Annotated in this window: 18 protein-coding genes and 1 pseudogene; 12 read left to right on the top strand and 7 right to left on the bottom strand. The window is 68.9% G+C overall.

What is annotated here, in order from left to right:
• Positions 1–6 precede the first annotated feature (6 nt).
• The gene (locus EV138_RS00570) at positions 7–1,008 is read right to left on the bottom strand and encodes a phosphotransferase (RefSeq protein ID WP_133976531.1); all 1,002 of its coding nucleotides are present in this window, start codon (positions 1,006–1,008) and stop codon (positions 7–9) included.
• A 77-nt stretch (positions 1,009–1,085) separates the two neighbouring features.
• On the opposite strand from EV138_RS00570, the gene EV138_RS00565 reads away from it, so the two are divergent.
• Positions 1,086–1,703: a trimeric intracellular cation channel family protein gene (locus EV138_RS00565; protein WP_238157868.1), complete on the top strand. Its 618-nt coding sequence runs from the start codon at positions 1,086–1,088 to the stop codon at positions 1,701–1,703.
• On the opposite strand, the gene EV138_RS00560 is transcribed toward EV138_RS00565, so the two are convergent.
• Positions 1,660–2,592: a MerR family transcriptional regulator gene (locus tag EV138_RS00560; protein ID WP_133976530.1), complete on the bottom strand. Its 933-nt coding sequence runs from the start codon at positions 2,590–2,592 to the stop codon at positions 1,660–1,662. The two genes, EV138_RS00565 and EV138_RS00560, sit on opposite strands and share 44 nt — an antisense overlap.
• 78 nt (positions 2,593–2,670) lie before the next feature.
• Positions 2,671–3,870 carry an MFS transporter gene (locus tag EV138_RS00555; protein ID WP_133976529.1) on the bottom strand — a complete coding sequence of 400 codons (1,200 nt, stop codon included), beginning with the start codon at positions 3,868–3,870 and terminating at the stop codon, positions 2,671–2,673.
• Between the two features lie 122 nt (positions 3,871–3,992).
• Here EV138_RS00555 and EV138_RS00550 point away from each other — a divergent pair, with 122 nt between their 5' ends.
• The 3 genes from EV138_RS00550 (at position 3,993) to EV138_RS00540 (ending at position 6,520) form a co-directional block, all read left to right on the top strand.
• Positions 3,993–5,144: a ferrochelatase gene (locus EV138_RS00550; protein ID WP_238157867.1), complete on the top strand. Its 1,152-nt coding sequence runs from the start codon at positions 3,993–3,995 to the stop codon at positions 5,142–5,144.
• On the top strand, positions 5,141–5,941 hold the full coding sequence (locus EV138_RS00545; RefSeq protein ID WP_133976528.1) for an inositol monophosphatase family protein: 801 nt from the start codon (positions 5,141–5,143) through the stop codon (positions 5,939–5,941). Before EV138_RS00550 ends, EV138_RS00545 begins: the two co-directional genes overlap by 4 nt.
• A 279-nt stretch (positions 5,942–6,220) precedes the next feature.
• The gene (locus EV138_RS00540) at positions 6,221–6,520 is read left to right on the top strand and encodes a DUF4193 domain-containing protein (RefSeq protein ID WP_112248854.1); all 300 of its coding nucleotides are present in this window, start codon (positions 6,221–6,223) and stop codon (positions 6,518–6,520) included.
• Between the two features lie 107 nt (positions 6,521–6,627).
• On the opposite strand, the gene EV138_RS00535 is transcribed toward EV138_RS00540, so the two are convergent.
• Both EV138_RS00535 and EV138_RS00530 read right to left on the bottom strand, forming a co-directional pair.
• Positions 6,628–6,924: a DUF4235 domain-containing protein gene (locus EV138_RS00535; protein ID WP_133976527.1), complete on the bottom strand. Its 297-nt coding sequence runs from the start codon at positions 6,922–6,924 to the stop codon at positions 6,628–6,630.
• A 31-nt stretch (positions 6,925–6,955) separates the two neighbouring features.
• On the bottom strand, positions 6,956–7,420 hold the full coding sequence (locus tag EV138_RS00530; RefSeq protein WP_133976526.1) for a DUF3093 domain-containing protein: 465 nt from the start codon (positions 7,418–7,420) through the stop codon (positions 6,956–6,958).
• A 53-nt stretch (positions 7,421–7,473) separates the two neighbouring features.
• Between EV138_RS00530 and EV138_RS00525 the strand changes: the two genes are divergently transcribed.
• The 5 genes from EV138_RS00525 to EV138_RS00505 all read left to right on the top strand — a co-directional run bounded on the left by EV138_RS00525 (position 7,474) and on the right by EV138_RS00505 (position 10,567).
• Positions 7,474–8,031: a PaaI family thioesterase gene (locus tag EV138_RS00525; protein WP_202866584.1), complete on the top strand. Its 558-nt coding sequence runs from the start codon at positions 7,474–7,476 to the stop codon at positions 8,029–8,031.
• On the top strand, positions 8,028–8,480 hold the full coding sequence (gene dut / locus EV138_RS00520; RefSeq protein WP_112248857.1) for a dUTP diphosphatase: 453 nt from the start codon (positions 8,028–8,030) through the stop codon (positions 8,478–8,480). The genes EV138_RS00525 and dut overlap by 4 nt, the downstream gene beginning before the upstream one ends.
• Before the next feature lie 99 nt (positions 8,481–8,579).
• Positions 8,580–9,275, top strand: a complete 696-nt coding sequence (locus EV138_RS00515) for a DUF3710 domain-containing protein (RefSeq protein ID WP_133976525.1) — start codon at positions 8,580–8,582, stop codon at positions 9,273–9,275.
• A 55-nt stretch (positions 9,276–9,330) separates the two neighbouring features.
• Positions 9,331–9,720 (top strand): OB-fold nucleic acid binding domain-containing protein, encoded by a 390-nt coding sequence (locus EV138_RS00510; protein WP_112248859.1) that lies wholly within the window; start codon positions 9,331–9,333, stop codon positions 9,718–9,720.
• Positions 9,713–10,567, top strand: coding sequence for a DUF3159 domain-containing protein (locus EV138_RS00505; protein WP_133976524.1), 855 nt, complete (start codon positions 9,713–9,715; stop codon positions 10,565–10,567). The genes EV138_RS00510 and EV138_RS00505 overlap by 8 nt, the downstream gene beginning before the upstream one ends.
• Before the next feature lie 244 nt (positions 10,568–10,811).
• Here EV138_RS00505 and EV138_RS00500 read toward each other — a convergent pair whose 3' ends face one another.
• Together EV138_RS00500 and EV138_RS00495 are read right to left on the bottom strand one after the other, a co-directional pair.
• Positions 10,812–11,489: a potassium channel family protein gene (locus EV138_RS00500; RefSeq protein WP_133976523.1), complete on the bottom strand. Its 678-nt coding sequence runs from the start codon at positions 11,487–11,489 to the stop codon at positions 10,812–10,814.
• Positions 11,489–12,151 (bottom strand): potassium channel family protein, encoded by a 663-nt coding sequence (locus tag EV138_RS00495; RefSeq protein ID WP_133976522.1) that lies wholly within the window; start codon positions 12,149–12,151, stop codon positions 11,489–11,491. The genes EV138_RS00500 and EV138_RS00495 overlap by 1 nt, the downstream gene beginning before the upstream one ends.
• Before the next feature lie 96 nt (positions 12,152–12,247).
• Here EV138_RS00495 and EV138_RS00490 point away from each other — a divergent pair, with 96 nt between their 5' ends.
• From EV138_RS00490 to EV138_RS00480, 3 genes and pseudogenes are all read left to right on the top strand, one after another.
• On the top strand, positions 12,248–14,275 hold the full coding sequence (locus EV138_RS00490; protein ID WP_133976521.1) for an APC family permease: 2,028 nt from the start codon (positions 12,248–12,250) through the stop codon (positions 14,273–14,275).
• Positions 14,272–15,450, top strand: coding sequence for a class I SAM-dependent RNA methyltransferase (locus tag EV138_RS00485; RefSeq protein WP_133976520.1), 1,179 nt, complete (start codon positions 14,272–14,274; stop codon positions 15,448–15,450). The genes EV138_RS00490 and EV138_RS00485 overlap by 4 nt, the downstream gene beginning before the upstream one ends.
• A gap of 70 nt (positions 15,451–15,520) precedes the next feature.
• Positions 15,521–17,492 (top strand): annotated as a pseudogene (locus EV138_RS00480) (hypothetical protein); the annotation flags it as partial.

The raw sequence follows: 17,492 nt of genomic DNA, 5'->3' as shown, positions 1-17,492 counted from the left end.
AAGCCTTCACCAACCACGTCGCATGGCCAGCCAGTCGAGACAACACCAGCCGAGCAGCCGCCGGTGCCGCTGAATTTCCGGCGTACAGCCGGGCGGAGGCGGAGCTTCGACGAACTCGAGCACGTATGCGACGAGTGCGGCTATCAAAGAGTCGAGGTGATCGTCCGCCACGTTTGTCGTCAGCCGATTCGTTCTGATCGCCGTCAGCGTGTTGATTCCCTGGTGCTGGGCGCGGGGGAGCAGGCCGACCCAATCGATCCAGGGTGCGCCGACGGTGAGCCAGTTCCAATCAACCGTCCAGCATTGACCGGCGTTGTCTATCAACAGGTTGTCGGGGCGTAGATCGCCATGTACTGCGGCTGTTCCCGCGAGCGCCTCGGGCGTCAGGTCGACCAGGTGCTGGATTTCCTCGAGCCGTTCGGGAAGCCAGGGCTGGAAGCCGGGTGGAAGTGGTCGTGCGCCGGCACCGATCTCGGCCGGCACGCGGCTGGGTCCGTCCGCGCCGAAGTCGCTGACGAACGGCTTGAGCTCCGGGATCGGACTCGGCGAGAGCGCTTCCGCCGCGATCTCGCAGTTCGCTGTGACCAGCTCGAAATCGGCCTTCGACCACGGCATGCCGGGCATCCGCGCCGTGATCCCTTCGCTGACCACCGCGAACCATTCCGCCTCACCATCGCTGCTCCTGGCCGTTGTCGTGGTGAGGATGCACGGAACTCGGATGGCGGGCGGGAGTTGAGGGACGATCTCCGCCTCGCGCCGGTAGGCGGTGTAGGCGTGCATGGTTGCGGGCGCCGACTTGATGAAGACGGTCCGGCCATTGGCGAGGTGGGCCGGAGCTGCGAAACCGCCGGTGAAGCCGGAGCTGACCGACGGGCCGACCGAGGCGATCTCGGTGCCCAGGGCAACGGACACCGCGGCGTACACAGAACGCTGCAGTTCACCCGGGAGAGCGCTCCACGGCGGTCTCGCGGAAGTGGCTGTGTAGTCGACGTTCGGAGGTTCGGTCATTCGCAGACCCTAGAGGTTGGCATGTTTGCTGGCCTGTCGTTTTCGGTGTGGGGCGTGGGGGGTCGTACCGTGCGGGGGTGGATGGGTCGAAGGTGCTGGTCGTGCTGGATCTGGTCGGGATCTTCGTGTTCGGGATCACGGGGGCGCTGGTCGGCGTGCGGAAGCAGTTGGATGTGTTCGGGATCCAGGTGCTCGCGTTGGTGACCGGGCTCGGTGGCGGGTTTCTGCGCGACGTACTGATCGGGGCGACGCCACCCGCGGCGCTGGCCGACTGGCGGTATCTGGTCGTGCCGGTGGTGGCGGGGTTGCTCACGTTCTTCCTGCATCCCGGGATCGGCCGGCTCGAGCGGTTGGTGAACGTGTTCGACGCGGCCGGTCTCGCGCTGTTCTGCGTGACGGGTGCTCGCAAGGCGCTCGACTCGGGGTTGTCGCCGCTGTCGGCCGCCTTGCTCGGCATGATCTCGGGGATCGGCGGCGGGGTGATCCGCGACGTACTGTCCGGCCGGGTGCCCGTCGTGCTGCGAAGCGAGATCTATGCGATTCCGGCCTTCCTCGGCGCGGGGATCGTGGTGCTGGCCGACGTCGCTGGCTTCCAGGCGACCTGGCCCACCTTCGCGGGAGCGGTCGTCTGCTTCCTGATCCGCCTGATCGCTATCCGCCGAGGCTGGAACGCCCCGCTTCCCCGGCCGTCGTAGCGCGGAGGGCCCGGATGGTCCAGGTGTAGGTCGGGGTGAGCGGTGGTTGGGGCTCCCAGCCGTTGGTGATGGCGAGGAGATGCAGGTAGCGGGCCCAGCGTGGGTCGTTCGCGGTTTCGAGGACGCCCGCGAGGCGGTGGCGGAGCTCTGCGCTGTCCAGCTCGCCCAGCGCCTCGGCGTACCGGGTGACGACGGCGGTGATGACAGGGCTTGCCTCGGGCGAGTCGGGGGCGATCTCTGCGTCCAGAGCGGGGCGGACCTGGTCGCGGATGCCGGCGACGAGATCGGGGCGGAGGGCAACGGTTCGGTAGTCGTCGACCATCCGGCGGACGGCGGTGCGGAAGTCCGGGTCCTGGGTGAGCTCCGCGAGTTCGATCCACGCCTCGACCTGCTCGGGCTCGGGGTGGTCGGGCAACTCGGGTGTCAGCGACCGGCGTACGGCGGCGAATCCGTCGAAGTCGCCGGTGAGAACCGCGTCGAGGAAGTCGGTGATCAACTGGTGGCGTTGGGTGGTCGAGAGGTTCGACAGGCGGTGCATGAGGTTCAGGTCCTCCGGGGTGGAGTGGCGTTCGGCGACCAGGGTCAGCATCGCTCGGCGGAGTTGTAGGGTGCGAACCTGCACGGCCAGCGCCTCGGCGTGTGCGGCGGCGACGTCGGAGAGCGCTGTCTCGTGATCCAGCACCTTCCGGATCGTCGCCAGGTCGAGGCCTAGCTCGCGCAGCGTGCGGATCAGGTCGAGCCGAGCGACGGCCGCTGCGTCGTACCGGCGGTAGCCGGCCGCGGTCCGGTCGGCCGGCGTCACCAGCCCGCGGTCGGAGTAGAACCGGATCGCCTTCACCGTCAGTCCGGTACGGCGGGCCAGTTCCCCGATCGAGTGCAGGTCCTCCATGCCGACCACCCTGGTGTCTCCCCCGGGAGGAGACTCAAGTCGTCCGGCCGATCTTTCCGGCCGGAGTACGGAAACGAGTCAGTTGTGGGCGAAGCGGGTGCGGGGCCGGGCGAAGGTGACGGCGATCGCCGCGACCAGAGCGCTGGTGATGCCGACGACGACGGGGACCCAGTACGCGTCCGACGCGCCGACCACGTCGACGGCATGGCCGGCGACGGCGTTACCAGGGGCTACTCCGAGCAGCATGCCGGTCACTGTCCAGGTGATCGCCTCGGTCAGGCGTTCGGGCGGGACCCATTCCTCCACGCACGCGGTCAGCGCGACCATCGTCGGCGCGATCGTCAGACCCGCGCAGAACAGCAGCACGCCGAGCAGCCACACGGTTCCGACCCACGGCAACGGAGAGAGCGCGATCGCGAGCAGGACCGTGCCGAACAGCAGCCGTCGCTCGACTGCCGCCCGCCAATGCACCGAGCCGTACCAGAGCCCCGCCAGCAGGCTTCCAAAGGCCCACACAGCCAGTACGACGCCTGACATGGCTGGCTGACCCTCGGCCGCGGTGAATGCCACTGTGACGACCTCAGTGCTGCCGAGCGTGGCACCGAGACCCAGGCCGATCAGGCTGAGCAGCATCAACGAGAGCCAGGGGAGTGGCGCTTTCTCCGTTCCGTCCGACTTTCCGCGCCCGGGCGGATCCGAGCCGCGCAGCGACGCGAACCAGACACCACCGACCAGCCCGAGCGCACCGGCCGCGCCGAGAGCGGCGTACGGGCTGACCTGGGTGGCGAGCACGGTGACCAGGACAGGGCCGACGATGAACACGACCTCGTCGCCGACCGCCTCGAGCGCGAACGCCGTCTGGAGAGCGCGACCCCGGCCGAGCAGGTGGTTCCAGCGGGCCCGCGCGAACGAGCCAACCTGGGGACGGGTGCCCCCGGCAACGAACCCGAGCGCGTACAGCGCCCAGGACGGGGCGTCCAGCCGGACCGCGATCAGCAGGCCGAGCAGGGCGACCGTACAGAGGAGGCTGCCGATCAGGGTCAAGGACCGCTGACCGAAACGGTCGACGAGCCGGCCCTGGATCGGCCCGGTGAGCGCTCCCGCGATCACGGCGACGCCGGAGACGGCGCCGGCCAGACCGTAGGAACCGCTCTCTCGCGAGATCAGGATGACGATGCCGAGGCCGACCATCGAGATCGGCATACGCCCGAGGATCCCGGCGAGGAAGAAGGCACGGGCGCCGGGGCGGCGCATCAGGTGAACGTAGGGCTTCAGCATGGGGGATCGACCACACCCTAGCTTTCGCGCGACGCCGCTGCCCGGCAATTCCGGCCGACCGGCCCGGCCGCGTCGACGGGACCGTGCTCGGGTGATTCCACCCGGCCTGAGAACATCGGTACATGCCCGACCCTCAGTCGCCTGACCCTTCGCCGTACGACGCCGTCCTGCTGCTCTCCTTCGGTGGTCCCGAGAAGCCCGAGGACGTGCTGCCGTTCCTGCAGAACGTGACCCGTGGCCGGGGGATCCCGGACGAGCGGCTCAAGGAGGTCGGCGAGCACTACTACGCGTTCGGCGGCCGCAGTCCGATCAACGACCAGAACCGTGAGTTGCTGGCCGCGCTCAAGGCGTCGTTCGCCGAGATCGGGCTCGACCTGCCGATCTACTGGGGCAACCGCAACTGGGCGCCGTACCTGACCGACACGCTGCGGGAGATGACGGCCGACGGCGTACGGCGGGCCGTCGTGATCGTGACGAGCGCCTACCCGTCGTACTCCGGCTGTCGGCAGTACCGCGAGAACCTCGCGGACGCCGTCGCCGAGGTCGAAGGCGCGCCGGTGATCGACAAGCTCCGCCACTACGCGAACCACCCCGGCTTCGTCGGATCGTTCGTCGAGTCGACCGCCGCCGCGTTGAGCGAACTGCCGCAGGGTTCGGCGATCGCTTATGTGACGCATTCCATCCCGACCAGCATGAACGCGACGAGCGGCCCGGACGGGAACGGGTACGTCGATTGGCACCTCGACGTCGCCGCGGAGATCACCGCCGAGCTCCAGCGGCGGACCGGGGTCGAGCGCCGGACGGATCTCGTCTACTGCTCCCGGTCGGGACCGCCGCAGGTGCCGTGGCTCGAGCCGGACGTCAACGATCACCTCGAGGCGCTCGCGCAGGCTGGGGTGCCGGGCGTCGCCGTCGTGCCGATCGGCTTCGTCAGTGACCACATGGAGGTCATCTACGACCTCGACACCGAGGCGGCGGCGACGGCGGAGAAGCTGCGGCTGCCGATGGCGCGGGCGGCGACACCGGGCACGGACGAGCGGTTCGTGACGATGCTGCGCGACCTGGTGGTGGAGCGAGCGGCTGCCGAACGCGGTGAGCAGCCGGTTCGCCCCTGCGTCGGCAAACTCGGCCCCGGCTGGGATGCCTGCCGGCCGGACTGCTGTCCCGCCCCGCGCCGGCCCGCGGCACGCAGTACGGACGAACCCGCAGTCGAGAGCGGCGGCGCGCCCGCGGCACGTGGTACCGACGAATCCAACGAGAAGGAATCCGCATGAGCTCCGAGAATGCCCAGGACCTGCTGAAGCTCGCCACGGAGGTGGCGACCGAGGCGGCCCGGCTGATCGTCGAGCGCCGTCGCGGCACGATCACGGTCGCCGACACGAAGAGCACCGCGACCGACATCGTCACCGCGGTGGACCGGGAGTCCGAGGAACTGATCCGGGCCCGCGTGCTCCAGGCGCGGCCGGACGACTCGTTCCTGGGTGAGGAGGGCGACGACGTCAACGGCTCCAGTGGCGTGCGCTGGGTCGTCGACCCGATCGACGGCACGGTCAACTACCTGTACGACATCCCGACGTACGCCGTGTCGATCGCGGTCGAGGTCGACGGGCAGACCGTCGCCGGGGTCGTCGTGGACGCGCCCAAGGGGGAGGTGTTCACCGCGACTCTCGGCGGCGGCGCGTACGTCGACGGCCAGCCGATCCGCGTCTCGGACTGCGCCGACCTGGCGAAGGCGCTGGTCGGCACGGGATTCGGGTACGACGCGACGCGGCGGCAGGTGCAGGCCGAGGTGATCCAGCAGTTGATCACCAAGGTCCGCGACATCCGGCGGATCGGCGTCGGCGCGATCGACCTCTGCTACGTCGCCTGCGGACGGCTGGACGCGGTCTTCGAACGCGGACTGAACCCGTGGGACTACGGCGCGGGCGCGCTGATCGCGGCGGAGGCCGGCGCGATGGTCGGTGGGATGGACGGAGCACCCGTTTCCCCCGAGATGTCGATCGCCGCCACGCCGGCCGTCTTCAAGCCGCTGCACGACGCTCTCGCGGCCACCAACCCGCTCAGATCGTGAAACTGCTTGTTGCTGCGCGGTAGCGTGCACTAATGAGCAACCTGTTGTTCGGTCCTGACACAATTCGCGACACGCGGGTCACAAGGTGGACCCCGACGCGCGCGAAGGGCCCTCGATAGGGCACAATCTCGGCCTCGGGAGCGGTATGACGCCGGTCCCGGCCTGTCTGTCAAGGGTTTCGGGGGACCGGGGATTCCAGGGATGGAATTTCTGGGCCGCATTACCCGTTCAAGGGCTCAGCAGGCAACACCACGGGTACGAAGAGGGCAGGGAAACACCATGGCGACTGACTACGACGCCCCGCGCAAGACGGACGAGGACTCCAGCGAGGAGTCGATCGAAGAACTGAAGACTCGCCGTCACGACAAGAACTCCGGCAAGGTCGACGAGGACGAGGCCGAGGCCGCTGAGAGCTTCGAGCTGCCCGGCGCCGACCTGAGCCACGAAGAGCTGGCAGTGCGGGTGCTCCCGCGCCAGGCCGACGAGTTCACATGCTCGAGCTGCTTCCTGGTGCATCACCGGAGCCAGCTCGCGAGCAGCAAGAACGGCCAGCTGATCTGCCGCGACTGCGCTGCCTGACACGACAGCACTCTCGCCCTGCTCGGCTGAGTCCGTACCGAACGGAACGGGACCGACCCCTTCGCGGGGACGGTCCCGTCCTCATGTCCGCGAGCAGGTCCGGCTGGTCAGGCCTTCTCGACGTCCTGACCGGCCTTCTTGTCGTAACCAGGCGGCAGGTGGCCGGTGGACTTGAGGTAGTACTGCGCTGCTCGGCGCTCGGCGAAGAGCTTCGCTGCCGCTGCTGCGCCACCACTGGCCACGGCCCATGTCACGACCTCGGCATAGCCGGCCTGGTTGCCCTTCGGCGGCTTCCCGCCGGACCCGAGCTTCCAGGCCGTGGTGACCGCCTTGTTGGCGACCAGGCCCACCACGATCGTGAATGCGGCGAGCACGAGCTTCCAGCCGATCTTGGCTCCGACCACGACTACCTCCCAGGTACGAGTTCCCCGACACTCAGGATCTTGCCACGCTGCTCTGCGTCAAGGCGGCAGCGAGCTGCTCCGGGTGCTTGGTGGCGACCAGCCAGTACGGCGTGGGGTCGTGCGGGTCGGTGAGTTCCACCCGTACGGCGCCGGGCAGGTAGCTCCGTAGTACGAGGTAGGCCTTGGGGTCGCAGTCGCGGCCGAAGGCGCTGCGGGCGTCCTCGCCGGTGAGGGCGACGGCTTTGCCGAGGTACGCCCGGTCGATGGAGGCGCGGCCGGCGCGGAACTTGTCCGCGTCCACCTCCACCAGCGCACCGCCGTACCGGAGGAACAGGACGATCAGCAGTACTGCGGCGACGCCGCCGACCGCGGTGCCTGCGATCGTGCCGGCCGGTACTGCGGTGATCACCCACAGCGTCACGACAGCCGCGGCGGCAATCAGCCACCAGCGCACCGGCACGCTCAGACGTTCCCTGTAATGAGCTGCATCGGCCACGAGGAACAGCCTGGCATGAGAGCTGTCGGAGCGCGTAGGTAGGGTCGCCTCTCGTGATCGAGCCACCGACCCGTACGGCGACGCCGCAGCGCGAGCTGGAGCCGGCAGAGCGTCACCCGGAGGCTCCTGCGCCGGGCACGGTCCTCCCGTCGCACTACGAGAACTGCGTGGCCTGTGGCCCGGCTCATCCGACCGGTCTGCGGCTGGTCACGACGGCAGGGCCTGGCGTGAGCGTCACCGCCGAGTTCACCGTGACCAAGGAGCACCAAGGCGCACCCGGGCTCGCCCACGGCGGCGTACTGGCCACTGCGATGGACGAAACGCTCGGTGGGCTCTCCTGGTTGCTGCGGCGCCCGATGGTCACTGGGCGGCTGGAGACCGACTACATCCGCCCGGTGCCGGTCGGAGCCACCCTGTTCCTGAGAGCGCTGTGTCTGGGTTTCGACGGCCGGCGGATGTACGCGAACGCCACTGCGCGGCTGGGTGGTCCGGACGGGAGCATCGCGTTACGAGCGAACGCGGTGTTCGTTGTAGTGCCGCCGAAGCATTTCGTCGAGCACGGTACCGACATGACCGCTGAGAACGTCCACGACTACGAGGTGAACCCATGACCGAGGTACTGATCCAGCGGCTCGACCCGGAGCTCGCAGTACCGGCGTACGCGCATCCCGGTGACGCCGGCGCTGACCTGGTGACGACGACCGACGTCACGCTGAAGCCGGGGGAGCGGGCGCTGGTCGGTACCGGCATCGCGATCGCCTTGCAGGACGGGTACGCCGCGTTCGTGCACCCCCGCTCCGGACTGGCCGCCAAGCACGGCGTCACACTCGTCAACGCGCCTGGCACCGTCGACGCGGGCTACCGTGGCGAGATCAAGGTGTGCCTGATCAACACCGACACCTCGGCCGAGGTCACGTTGCGCCGCGGCGACCGGATCGCCCAGTTGGTGATCCAGCGGGTCGAGAAGGCCAGGTTCGTCGAGGTGGCGACGTTGCCGGGTTCGGCCCGGGGTACCGGTGGGCACGGATCGACCGGTGGATTCGGTGATGTGACACGCTGACCGGGTGCACTCCGCTGACCTGCGGAATGCGCGAGACTACGGCGGCCGCGACAAGGCACCCGTGGATATGACTGACGATCGAGGAAGTAGGCAAGCGCAGTGATCTTCCGCCGCAAGGCCAAGAACGACGAGGCCGAGACGACTGGTGGTTTCTTCGGCGACGACGAGGCGACGGCCGAGGAGACCGGTGCCGGGACGGGCGCTGAATCCGGCTCCGGGGAGCCGCGGGGCGAAGGGCCGTTCGACTCCAACGAGGTGGACCCGGCGATCCTGACCGCGGAGGACCGGATCGACCTGGGCGCGCTGGTGATCACCGGGATGCCCGGGATGGAACTGCGGTTGCAGGTCGACGAGGCCACCGGCGACGTGCAGGCCGTCCTGCTGGTGCTGGAGGACTCCGCGCTGGAGTTGCGTGCCTTCGCGGCACCGAAGACCTCAGGCATCTGGGCCGAGGTACGCCGGGAGATCGCCGCCGAGGCGACCCGGATGGGCGGCACCGCATCGGAGACCGAGGGCCCGTTCGGGACCGAACTCGTGCTCGTCGTACCGGTCGAGGACCCCGAGGGGCAGATCTTCAGCCAGACCTCGCGCGTGATCGGCATCGACGGGCCGCGCTGGCTGCTGCGCGCGACCGTGCTGGGCCGCGCCGCGGTCGAGCCCGACGCCGCGCCGCCGATGGAGCAGTCGCTGCGCAACGTCGTCGTCGTCCGGGGCAGTGAGCCGATGGCGCCGCGCGAGTCGCTGGCCCTGCGGCTGCCCGCCGGCGCCCAGCCGGTGGACGAGGAAGAGGCCTGATCCGAGATGTCCGGATACCGGCCGAGCACGGTCACGAGCGGATTACACTGGGCCCATGGGTAGCGACAAACCCGCGGGGCTGTGGAAGCGCGCCTTCCGGGGCCTTGCCGGAGACCGGGACGAGCAGGACGCCGAGGTACTGAAGGACTACGCGTCCGGCTGTGGCGCACGGTCCATCACCGGCTGCCGTGACCGCGAGATGGTCACGCTGTACGGGACGCTGCGGACGATCACCTTCAGCCCGCGCGGCGGCGTACCGGCTCTCGAAGGAGAGCTGTACGACGGCACCGGCACGGTGAAGCTGATCTGGCTCGGCCGGCGCAAGATCGCCGGGATCCACCCGGGATCGGAACTGATCGCGTCCGGGCGGATCGGTGTCGTGGACGGGGACCGGGTGATGTTCAACCCGAGGTACGAACTCCGTCCCGCGGCAGCCCATGGCTGAGCCGACGAAGCGTCAGCACGAATCGCTCGAAGAGAACCTGGACGAGAAGCTCGTCGAGATCTTCAAGCCTGAGATCGAGGCAGCCGAGTCGTTGCTGACCGACGAGTCGTCTGCTGCCTCGTCTTCTGGTACCTCGTCTTCCGCTACCCCGTCGTCGGATGCTTCTTCGGCCGAGGCGCCGGTGGCTCGCCCGGCGACCACCGACAAGGACTTCTTCCACGCACTCGGTGGCTGGGGTGCGTTGCTCGACATCGGGTTGCCGTGGATCGCGTTCCTGATCGTCTACGGCGCCAGCGACCACAACCTGAAGCTGGCGCTGATCGTGGCGGTCGCCTCGGGTGCCGCGGTCGCGCTGCTTCGCCTCCTACGCCGCCAGCCCCTTCGCAACGTGGCCGGCGGCTTCGTGGGCGTCCTCATCTCCGCTTGGGTCGCCAACCGCAGTGGCCGCGCCGAAGACGTCTACCTGCCGGGGCTGCTGGTCAACCTCGGCTACGGCGCCCTCTACCTGCTGACCGTCATCTTCCGCTGGCCGCTGTTCGGTGTCCTGTACGGCGTGATCACGCAAACCGGCACCGCCTGGCGCCGCGACCCAGCCATGCTCCGCGGTTTCAGCCGGGCAACCCTCGTCTTCGTGGGCCTCTTCGCCGTCCGCCTGATCGTCCAGGTGCCGTTGTACCTGACCCACAGCCTGAACGCCCTGGGCATCGCCAAGGTCGGCCTGGGCCTCCCGTTCTACGCCCTGGCCCTCTGGCTGGCCTACGCAGTCCTCCGCGGCTCCCTTCCCCCGGACAAATGGGACGAAGCCCGCGACCACGTCACCCACCTCCTGCGCGGCGGCAAGAAGTAACACCAACCACGAAAACGCGCCCCGGGATCCAATCCCGGGGCGCGTTTGCTTCGACTGCATTCCGTGGATCCCGGCTGGGATCGTCTGGGATCCGCCTCCATCGAACGGCCTGCGCAGCAAGGCGGAATTGTCCGAGGGAGGTGCACCCGGCACCACGCCGCGGTTGTCAGCCCGCGACGTAGGAGCGGCGTCTTCGGGTGGGTGGGAGCGCCGACGGAGGAGGTGCGTGGGTTCGCCGTACGGGTTAGAGCTGGTCTCGGCGGTGGTGGGGGGAGAGCATGTCTTCGAGTTGTTCCTCGGTTTCGTCGGCGGCGACGAAGAGGAGCTCGTCGTTGAGTTCGAGGGTGCCCTCGGGGTCGGGGCGCAGGACGCGGCCTTCGCGGATGATGGTGACCAGGGCGGTGTCGACCGGCCAGTCGATGTCGCCGACGCGCAGGCCGATCATCGGGGAGTCCTCGGGCAGGGTGAGCTCGACGAGGTTGGCGTCGCCCTGGCGGAAGGTGAACAGCCGGACCAGGTCACCGACCGAGACGGCTTCCTCCACGAGTGCGGACATGATCCGCGGCGTGGAGACCGAGACGTCCACCCCCCAGGCCTCGTTGAACATCCACTCGTTCCGAGGATGGTTGACCCGGGCAACGGTTCGCGGTACGCCGAACTCGGTCTTGGCCAGCAGCGACACGACCAGGTTGGTCTTGTCGTCGCCGGTGCTCGCGATCGCGACCTGGCACCGCTGCAGCGCGGCCTCCTCCAGGGACGACAGCTCGCAGGCGTCGGCCAGCAGCCACTCGGCGCGCGGTACGGACTCCGCCTTGATCGCGCGGGGGTCCTTGTCGATCAGGAGTACTTCGTGACCGTTCTCCAGGAGTTCGGCGGCGATCGACCGTCCGACGTTCCCGGCGCCGGCGATGGCTACCCGCATCACAGCTCCTCAGGCTTGGCGCCGAGCTGGGACTCGATCGCCGCGGCTTCCCGTTCCAGCATGACGACGTGCACCAGATCACCCTCCTGGATGACCGTGTCCGCCTTGGGCAGCAGCCCTTCGCCGAGCCGGGTCAGGAAGGCGACCCGGCTGTTGGTGGCCTTCTCGATGTCGAGCGCCACCCGGCCGACCCAGTCCGGGTGCACGTGCACCTCGGCGAGCCGGACGGTGGCCGACGGGTCGCGCCACTCGGGCTCCGAACCGCTCGGCAGCAACCGGCGGACCATCTGGTCGACCGTCCACTTGACCGTGCCGACGGTGGGGATGCCGAGCCGCTGGTAGACCTCGGCGCGGCCCGGGTCGTAGATCCGGGCGACGACGTTCTCGACGCCGAAGTTCTCCCGGGCGACACGCGCGGCCAGGATGTTGGAGTTGTCACCGTTCGAGACGGCCGCGAACGCCTCGGCGTCCTCGATCCCGGCCTCGATCAGTACTTCGCGGTCGAAGCCCATCCCGGTGATCGTGCGGCCGGAGAAGTTCGGGCTCAGCCGGCGGAACGAGTCCGCGGACTGGTCGATGATCGAGACCGTGTGGCTACGCTTCTCCAGGGTGCGGGCGAGTGTCGACCCGACTCGTCCGCAGCCCATGATGACGACGTGCACTCTGTGATCACTCCTTGCCCTTCACAGGGCCGCTGGCATCGGGTTCGGCAGGGATAGACGCTACACCGGACCGGGCGTGGCTCTAACATCACCGGTGTGACTCCCGCTCTAGGCGACATCGGTAAACGCATCCTCATCGGGCGCAAGCTGCGCAGTACGCAGCTCGGCGAGACGTTGCTCCCGAAGAAGATCGCACTGCCCGTGTTCGCCAGTGACGCTCTGTCGTCCGTCGCCTACGCTCCGGACGAGATCTTCCTGACCCTGTCGGTGGCCGGTCTGGCCGCCTACGGCTTCTCCTGGAAGATCGGTCTGCTGGTCGTCTTCGTGATGCTGGTCGTGGTCGCGTCCTACCGGCAGAACGTGCACGCGTACCCGTCCGGTGGCGGTGACTACGAGGTTGCCACCGTCAACGTCGGGCCGACCGCGGGGCTGACGGTCGCGAGCGCGCTGATGGTGGACTACGTGCTGACCGTGGCCGTGTCGATCTCCTCGGGCGTGCAGAACGCGAAGTCGGCGCTGCCGTTCCTGGCCGGCCACGAGGCTCCGCTGGCGGTCGGCCTGGTGCTGGTGCTGACCGCGTTGAACCTGCGCGGGGTCCGCGAATCCGGTGCGCTCTTCGCGATCCCGACGTACATCTTCATGGCTTCGATCATCGGGATGGCGATCTGGGGCTTCATCCGGCTCTCGGCCGGGACCCTGCCGATGGCCGACAGTTCCCAGTTCGAGATCCGGCCCGAGCCGGGGCACGAGCTGTTCGGTGGTCTGGCGGGCGCCTTCCTGCTGGCCCGCGCCTTCTCGTCCGGCTGCGCGGCCCTGACCGGTGTCGAGGCGATCAGCAACGGCGTACCGGCCTTCCGCAAGCCGAAGAGCAAGAACGCCGCGACCACGCTGCTGCTGCTCGGCACGATCGCCGTCACGATGCTGATGAGCATCCTGTTCCTGGCGAGCAAGATCAAACTCCGGTACGCCGAGGATCCGGCGACCCAGTTGCTGCGCGACGGCCGGCCGGTGGGCGACACCTACACCCAGAAGACGGTGATCGGCCAGATCGGCGACTCGGTGTTCTCCAACTTCTCGCCCGCGTTCTACCTGGTGATCGGCGCGACGATGCTGATCCTGGTGCTCGCGGCGAACACGGCGTTCAACGGGTTCCCGGTGCTGGCCTCGATCCTGGCCAAGGACGGCTACCTGCCCAAGCAGTTGCACACCCGCGGCGACCGGCTCGCCTACAGCAACGGCATCATCCTGCTCGCGCTGTGCGCCGTCGGGCTGATCGTTGCCTTCGACGCCGAAGTGACCAAGCTGATCCAGCTCTACATCGTCGGTGTGTTCGTCTCGTTCACGCTCAGTCAGTTCGGGATGATCCGGCACTGGACCCGGCACCTGAAGACCGAGGCCGACGGTGCGCGACGGGCGCAGATGATGCGGTCCCGGGTGATCAACGCGGTCGGCCTGACCATGACCGGGATCGTGCTGGTGATCGTGCTGATCACCAAGTTCACCCACGGGGCCTACATCGCGATCATCGCGATGGCCCTGTTGTTCCTGTTGATGAAGGGCATCCGGCGGCACTACGACACTGTCGGCCGGGAGATGGCGGTGGACCCCAGCGACCAGCTGATGCTGCCGGCCCGGGTGCACGCGATCGTGCTCGTCTCGAAGCTGCACAAGCCGACTCTGCGGGCGCTGGCGTTCGCCAAGGCGGCCCGGCCGTACATGCTCGAGGCAGTCACGGTCGACGTCGACCGTGACGAGTCGGAGGCACTACAGGCCGAATGGGACGCCCGCGACATTCCGGTGCCCCTGAAGCGACTGGCCTCGCCGTACCGGGAGATCACCCGGCCGATCGTGCAGTACGTCCGCGACATCCGGCGGCAGTCGCCGCGGGACGTGGTGATGGTCTACATCCCGGAGTATGTGGTCGGGCACTGGTGGGAGCACATCCTGCACAACCAGAGCGCACTGCGGCTCAAGGGGCGGCTCTTGTTCACACCTGGTGTGATGGTTACGTCCGTGCCGTACCAGCTGATCTCGTCCCAGGCGGCCGAGGAACGGCAGGACCGTGAGGAACGGGTAGCCGGCCAAGTACGGCGCGGCGCGCGCAAGAGTTCGGGAGATCGGTGACGGACGACAGCATTGTCGGGACGGTATTGGAGCTGGAAGTAGGCCCAGTGGCCCACGGCGGGCACTGTGTCGCGCGGTACGAGGGTCAGGTGGTCTTCGTACGTCATGCACTTCCCGGTGAGCTGGTGCACGCCCGGGTGACCGCGCAGACCAGCAAGTACCTGCACGCGGACGCGGTGACGGTGCTCACGCCGTCACCGCACAGGATCGAGCCACCCTGCCCGTACGCCGGTCCGGGGCTGTGCGGCGGCTGCGACTTCCAGCACGCCAACATCGTGGAGCAGCGCCGGCTCAAGGCGACCGTGGTGTCCGACACACTGCGGCGGATCGGCGGCATCGAGCGCAACATCGTGATGGAGTCACCGGGCGACGACGGACTCGGCTGGCGGACCAGGATGCGGTACGCCGTGGTCAACGGCCGGCCGGGCATGTACGCGCACCGCTCGCACGACCTCGTCCCGATCGACCGGTGCCTGATCGCGCACCCGGACTCGCCGCCCGTACTGGACCAGCAGTGGCCAGAGACGTCGTCTGTGCAGGCAGTGGTGTCGTCGGAGGGCAAGAAGGCCGTACTAACGGACCTGGATTCGGCTGGGCGAGTGGTGGAGGTCGTGCACGGCCGCAGGTTCCGGGTCGAGGCCGGTGGGTTCTGGCAGGTGCACCCGGCCGCGCCGACCACGCTGGTCGACGCAGTACTGGCTGGGCTGGAGCCGGCTGAGGGTGAGACCGCACTGGACCTGTACTCCGGTGTGGGGCTGTTCGCTGCCTTCCTGGCTGAGGCGGGGTGCGCAGTGCTCGCTGTGGAAGGCGACCGGGATGCGGTGAAGAACGCCCGGCGCAATCTCCACGACCTGCCTGCTGTGACGCTTGAGCAGGGTGACGTGAAGAAGGTGCTCAACGTGGCCGTCGGCAAGGGACTGGAGTCGGTGGACCTCGTAGTACTGGATCCGCCGCGCACAGGTGCGGGAGAGGCCGTCGTACGGCGTATTGCGGACCTCACGCCTCGCAGGGTCGCCTACGTGGCGTGTGACCCGGCCGCGCTCGCGCGGGACCTGAAGACATTCGGGAAGCTCGGGTACGGGATCAGCTCGCTGCGGGCCTTCGACCTGTTCGGGATGACCCATCACATAGAGTGCGTGGCCGTACTCGAGCCGCGATCGGGTGCCACTGGTTAGTGTCGGTCGGCTCGGGTACCGTTCAGGGCTGGATTGACCCCTGAGCAGGATTGGTACTGGAGAGACCCCGATGCCGCTCGTCGACCTGGACGACCCAGCCGAGCTGCGCGCCCGTTGGAGCGCCCTCGCTGCGGTCGCCCATGCCACCGGGTTCGACCGGCGCTGGTACGCCGACGACAACGGCTGGTACCACCAGGACGAGACCGGATCCGATCTGCGGATGGTCCGGCTGGACGGGGCCCGGGCGGTCCTGTTCGGGTTCCACACGCAGCACAGTCGCACCGGTGGCGCCGACCTGCTCGCTGGTTCGCCGGAGTGGATCGGGCAGCCCGAGGTGAGGCGGCGGATGGCCGCCGGGCAGCTCGGGTTCGTGTACGGGAGCTTCAACGGGACCTGGGCGCGGGCGGCGTACCCGGGGGATCCGTGGCAGCCGCTGGACGACGGGTTCGCGCCGATCGCTTCGTGGGTGACCTCCGACGAAGAGGCCGCGCGGGAGTTGGTCGAGTGGGCTGCTGAATGGGCCGACTATCTCGGTGGACTCGACGACCTGTTGCCGGTCGGGGTGGCGCTGATCCGTACCGCGGGGTCCTCTGGGCTGACGGGCGAGGTGCTGCGCGATCTGTTCGAGCGGCTGGGGATCGGGCCGCGCTCGCCGCAGGACCCCGACCTGCGCGCCGGGTTGGTGGCCGCGGCGCAGTTCGGTGACGGCGTGGTCGCAGCGGGCGCCATCGAAAGCCTCGGCCGCACCGGCCGAATGTCAGCCACCTACACCGACAACCCGTCGTACGGGGAGCCGGCCGGCTTCGCCGAGCCGCCGTCGTACGGGGAGCCAGCCGGGCACGCCGAGGCGCCGTCGTACGGGGAGCGGGGCGGGTACGCTCAGACTTCGTCGTACGGCGAATCGGGTGGCTACCCGTCGTATGGGGAGGCGGGCGGCTACGCCGAGACGCCGTCCTATGGGGAGGCGGGCGGCTTCGCCGAGACTCCGTCGTATGGGGAGCCGGGCGGGTACGCCCAGGCGCCGTACAGGGAGGCTGAGGGGCCGGGGGAGACGACTGCGTTCGTGGCGGCGGTCGACGACGACGGGGCCGAGGAAGAGCTGTTCGTCGTACCGCCGGGAGTCAGCCCGTTCACCGGGCAGCTGATCGACGACCAACTGATCGGCGAACCGTTCATCCCCGAGCCGCCGATCACCCCGGAACCGCCGTTCCCGGCCGAGCCACCGCTCCGGCCGGAGCCGCCGTTCACCCCTGACCCACCGCCATACCAGCCGGAGCCGCAACCCGAGCCGGAGCCGCGCCGCGATGCGGACAGCTACGGCGTCACCGGCAAGAAGCGCCGCTTCGGCCGGAAGAAGAAGCACGAGGACAACGACCCGCTCGCGATCCTCGGCCTGGCCGACCCAGCCGAGTACGACGAGCAGCCGTCGCCCGCGCCGGAGCAAAGCGGGCCGCATGAGCAAGAGCAGACCTACGGCCCCGCCGCCCCGCAGCACAACCAAGCGCCGTACGGCGAGGCGCAGTACGGGCCGGCGTCGTATGGGCAGAGCCAATACGGGCAGGCGTCGTACGGGCAGGACCAGTACGGGCAGGACCGGTATGACGACGGTCAGGATGCCTCGCCGGAGCAGTACCTCGGCGACCGGCGACTGCCTTCGGCCGAACCGCCGCGCGTGGGTGGACCGGTGGAGGACGGTGAGGACTTCTACGCGAGCTTGTTCGTCGACGCCCCTGCCGCCGCGTCCTACACCCCGGACGTCCCGACCGACGTCGCCGCGGACTGGTCAGCCGACGCCCCCAGCCCGTTCACACCCCTCACCAACATCCCGCCATCACCCTCCGACGACACCGGGGTCCTCTCGCCTGTCGACGACACCGGCGCCCTGTCGCGTGCCGATGAATCCGGGATCGTGTCGCCTGTCGACGACACCGGCGCCCTGTCGCCTGCCGATGAATCCGGGATCGTGTCGCCTGTCGACGACACCGGCGCCCTGTCGCCTGCCGATGAATCCGGGATCGTGTCGCCTGTCGACGACACCGGCG

The organism is Kribbella voronezhensis (assembly GCF_004365175.1).
In the GTDB taxonomy this organism is placed as follows: Bacteria; Actinomycetota; Actinomycetes; order Propionibacteriales; family Kribbellaceae; genus Kribbella; species Kribbella voronezhensis.
The sequence above is the reverse complement of the archived record's forward strand: the minus strand, read 5'-3'. Positions and strand labels throughout refer to the sequence as shown.

Coding starts and splice junctions, on each gene's coding strand:
- EV138_RS00560 (WP_133976530.1), bottom strand. CDS start 2,592: ATGGAGGACCTGCACTCGATCGGGGAACTGGCCCGCCGTACCGGACTG.
- EV138_RS00555 (WP_133976529.1), bottom strand. CDS start 3,870: ATGCTGAAGCCCTACGTTCACCTGATGCGCCGCCCCGGCGCCCGTGCC.
- EV138_RS00505 (WP_133976524.1), top strand. CDS start 9,713: ATGGCTGAGCCGACGAAGCGTCAGCACGAATCGCTCGAAGAGAACCTG.
- EV138_RS00510 (WP_112248859.1), top strand. CDS start 9,331: ATGGGTAGCGACAAACCCGCGGGGCTGTGGAAGCGCGCCTTCCGGGGC.
- EV138_RS00540 (WP_112248854.1), top strand. CDS start 6,221: ATGGCGACTGACTACGACGCCCCGCGCAAGACGGACGAGGACTCCAGC.
- EV138_RS00550 (WP_238157867.1), top strand. CDS start 3,993: ATGCCCGACCCTCAGTCGCCTGACCCTTCGCCGTACGACGCCGTCCTG.
- dut (WP_112248857.1), top strand. CDS start 8,028: ATGACCGAGGTACTGATCCAGCGGCTCGACCCGGAGCTCGCAGTACCG.
- EV138_RS00570 (WP_133976531.1), bottom strand. CDS start 1,008: ATGACCGAACCTCCGAACGTCGACTACACAGCCACTTCCGCGAGACCG.
- EV138_RS00500 (WP_133976523.1), bottom strand. CDS start 11,489: ATGCGGGTAGCCATCGCCGGCGCCGGGAACGTCGGACGGTCGATCGCC.
- EV138_RS00545 (WP_133976528.1), top strand. CDS start 5,141: ATGAGCTCCGAGAATGCCCAGGACCTGCTGAAGCTCGCCACGGAGGTG.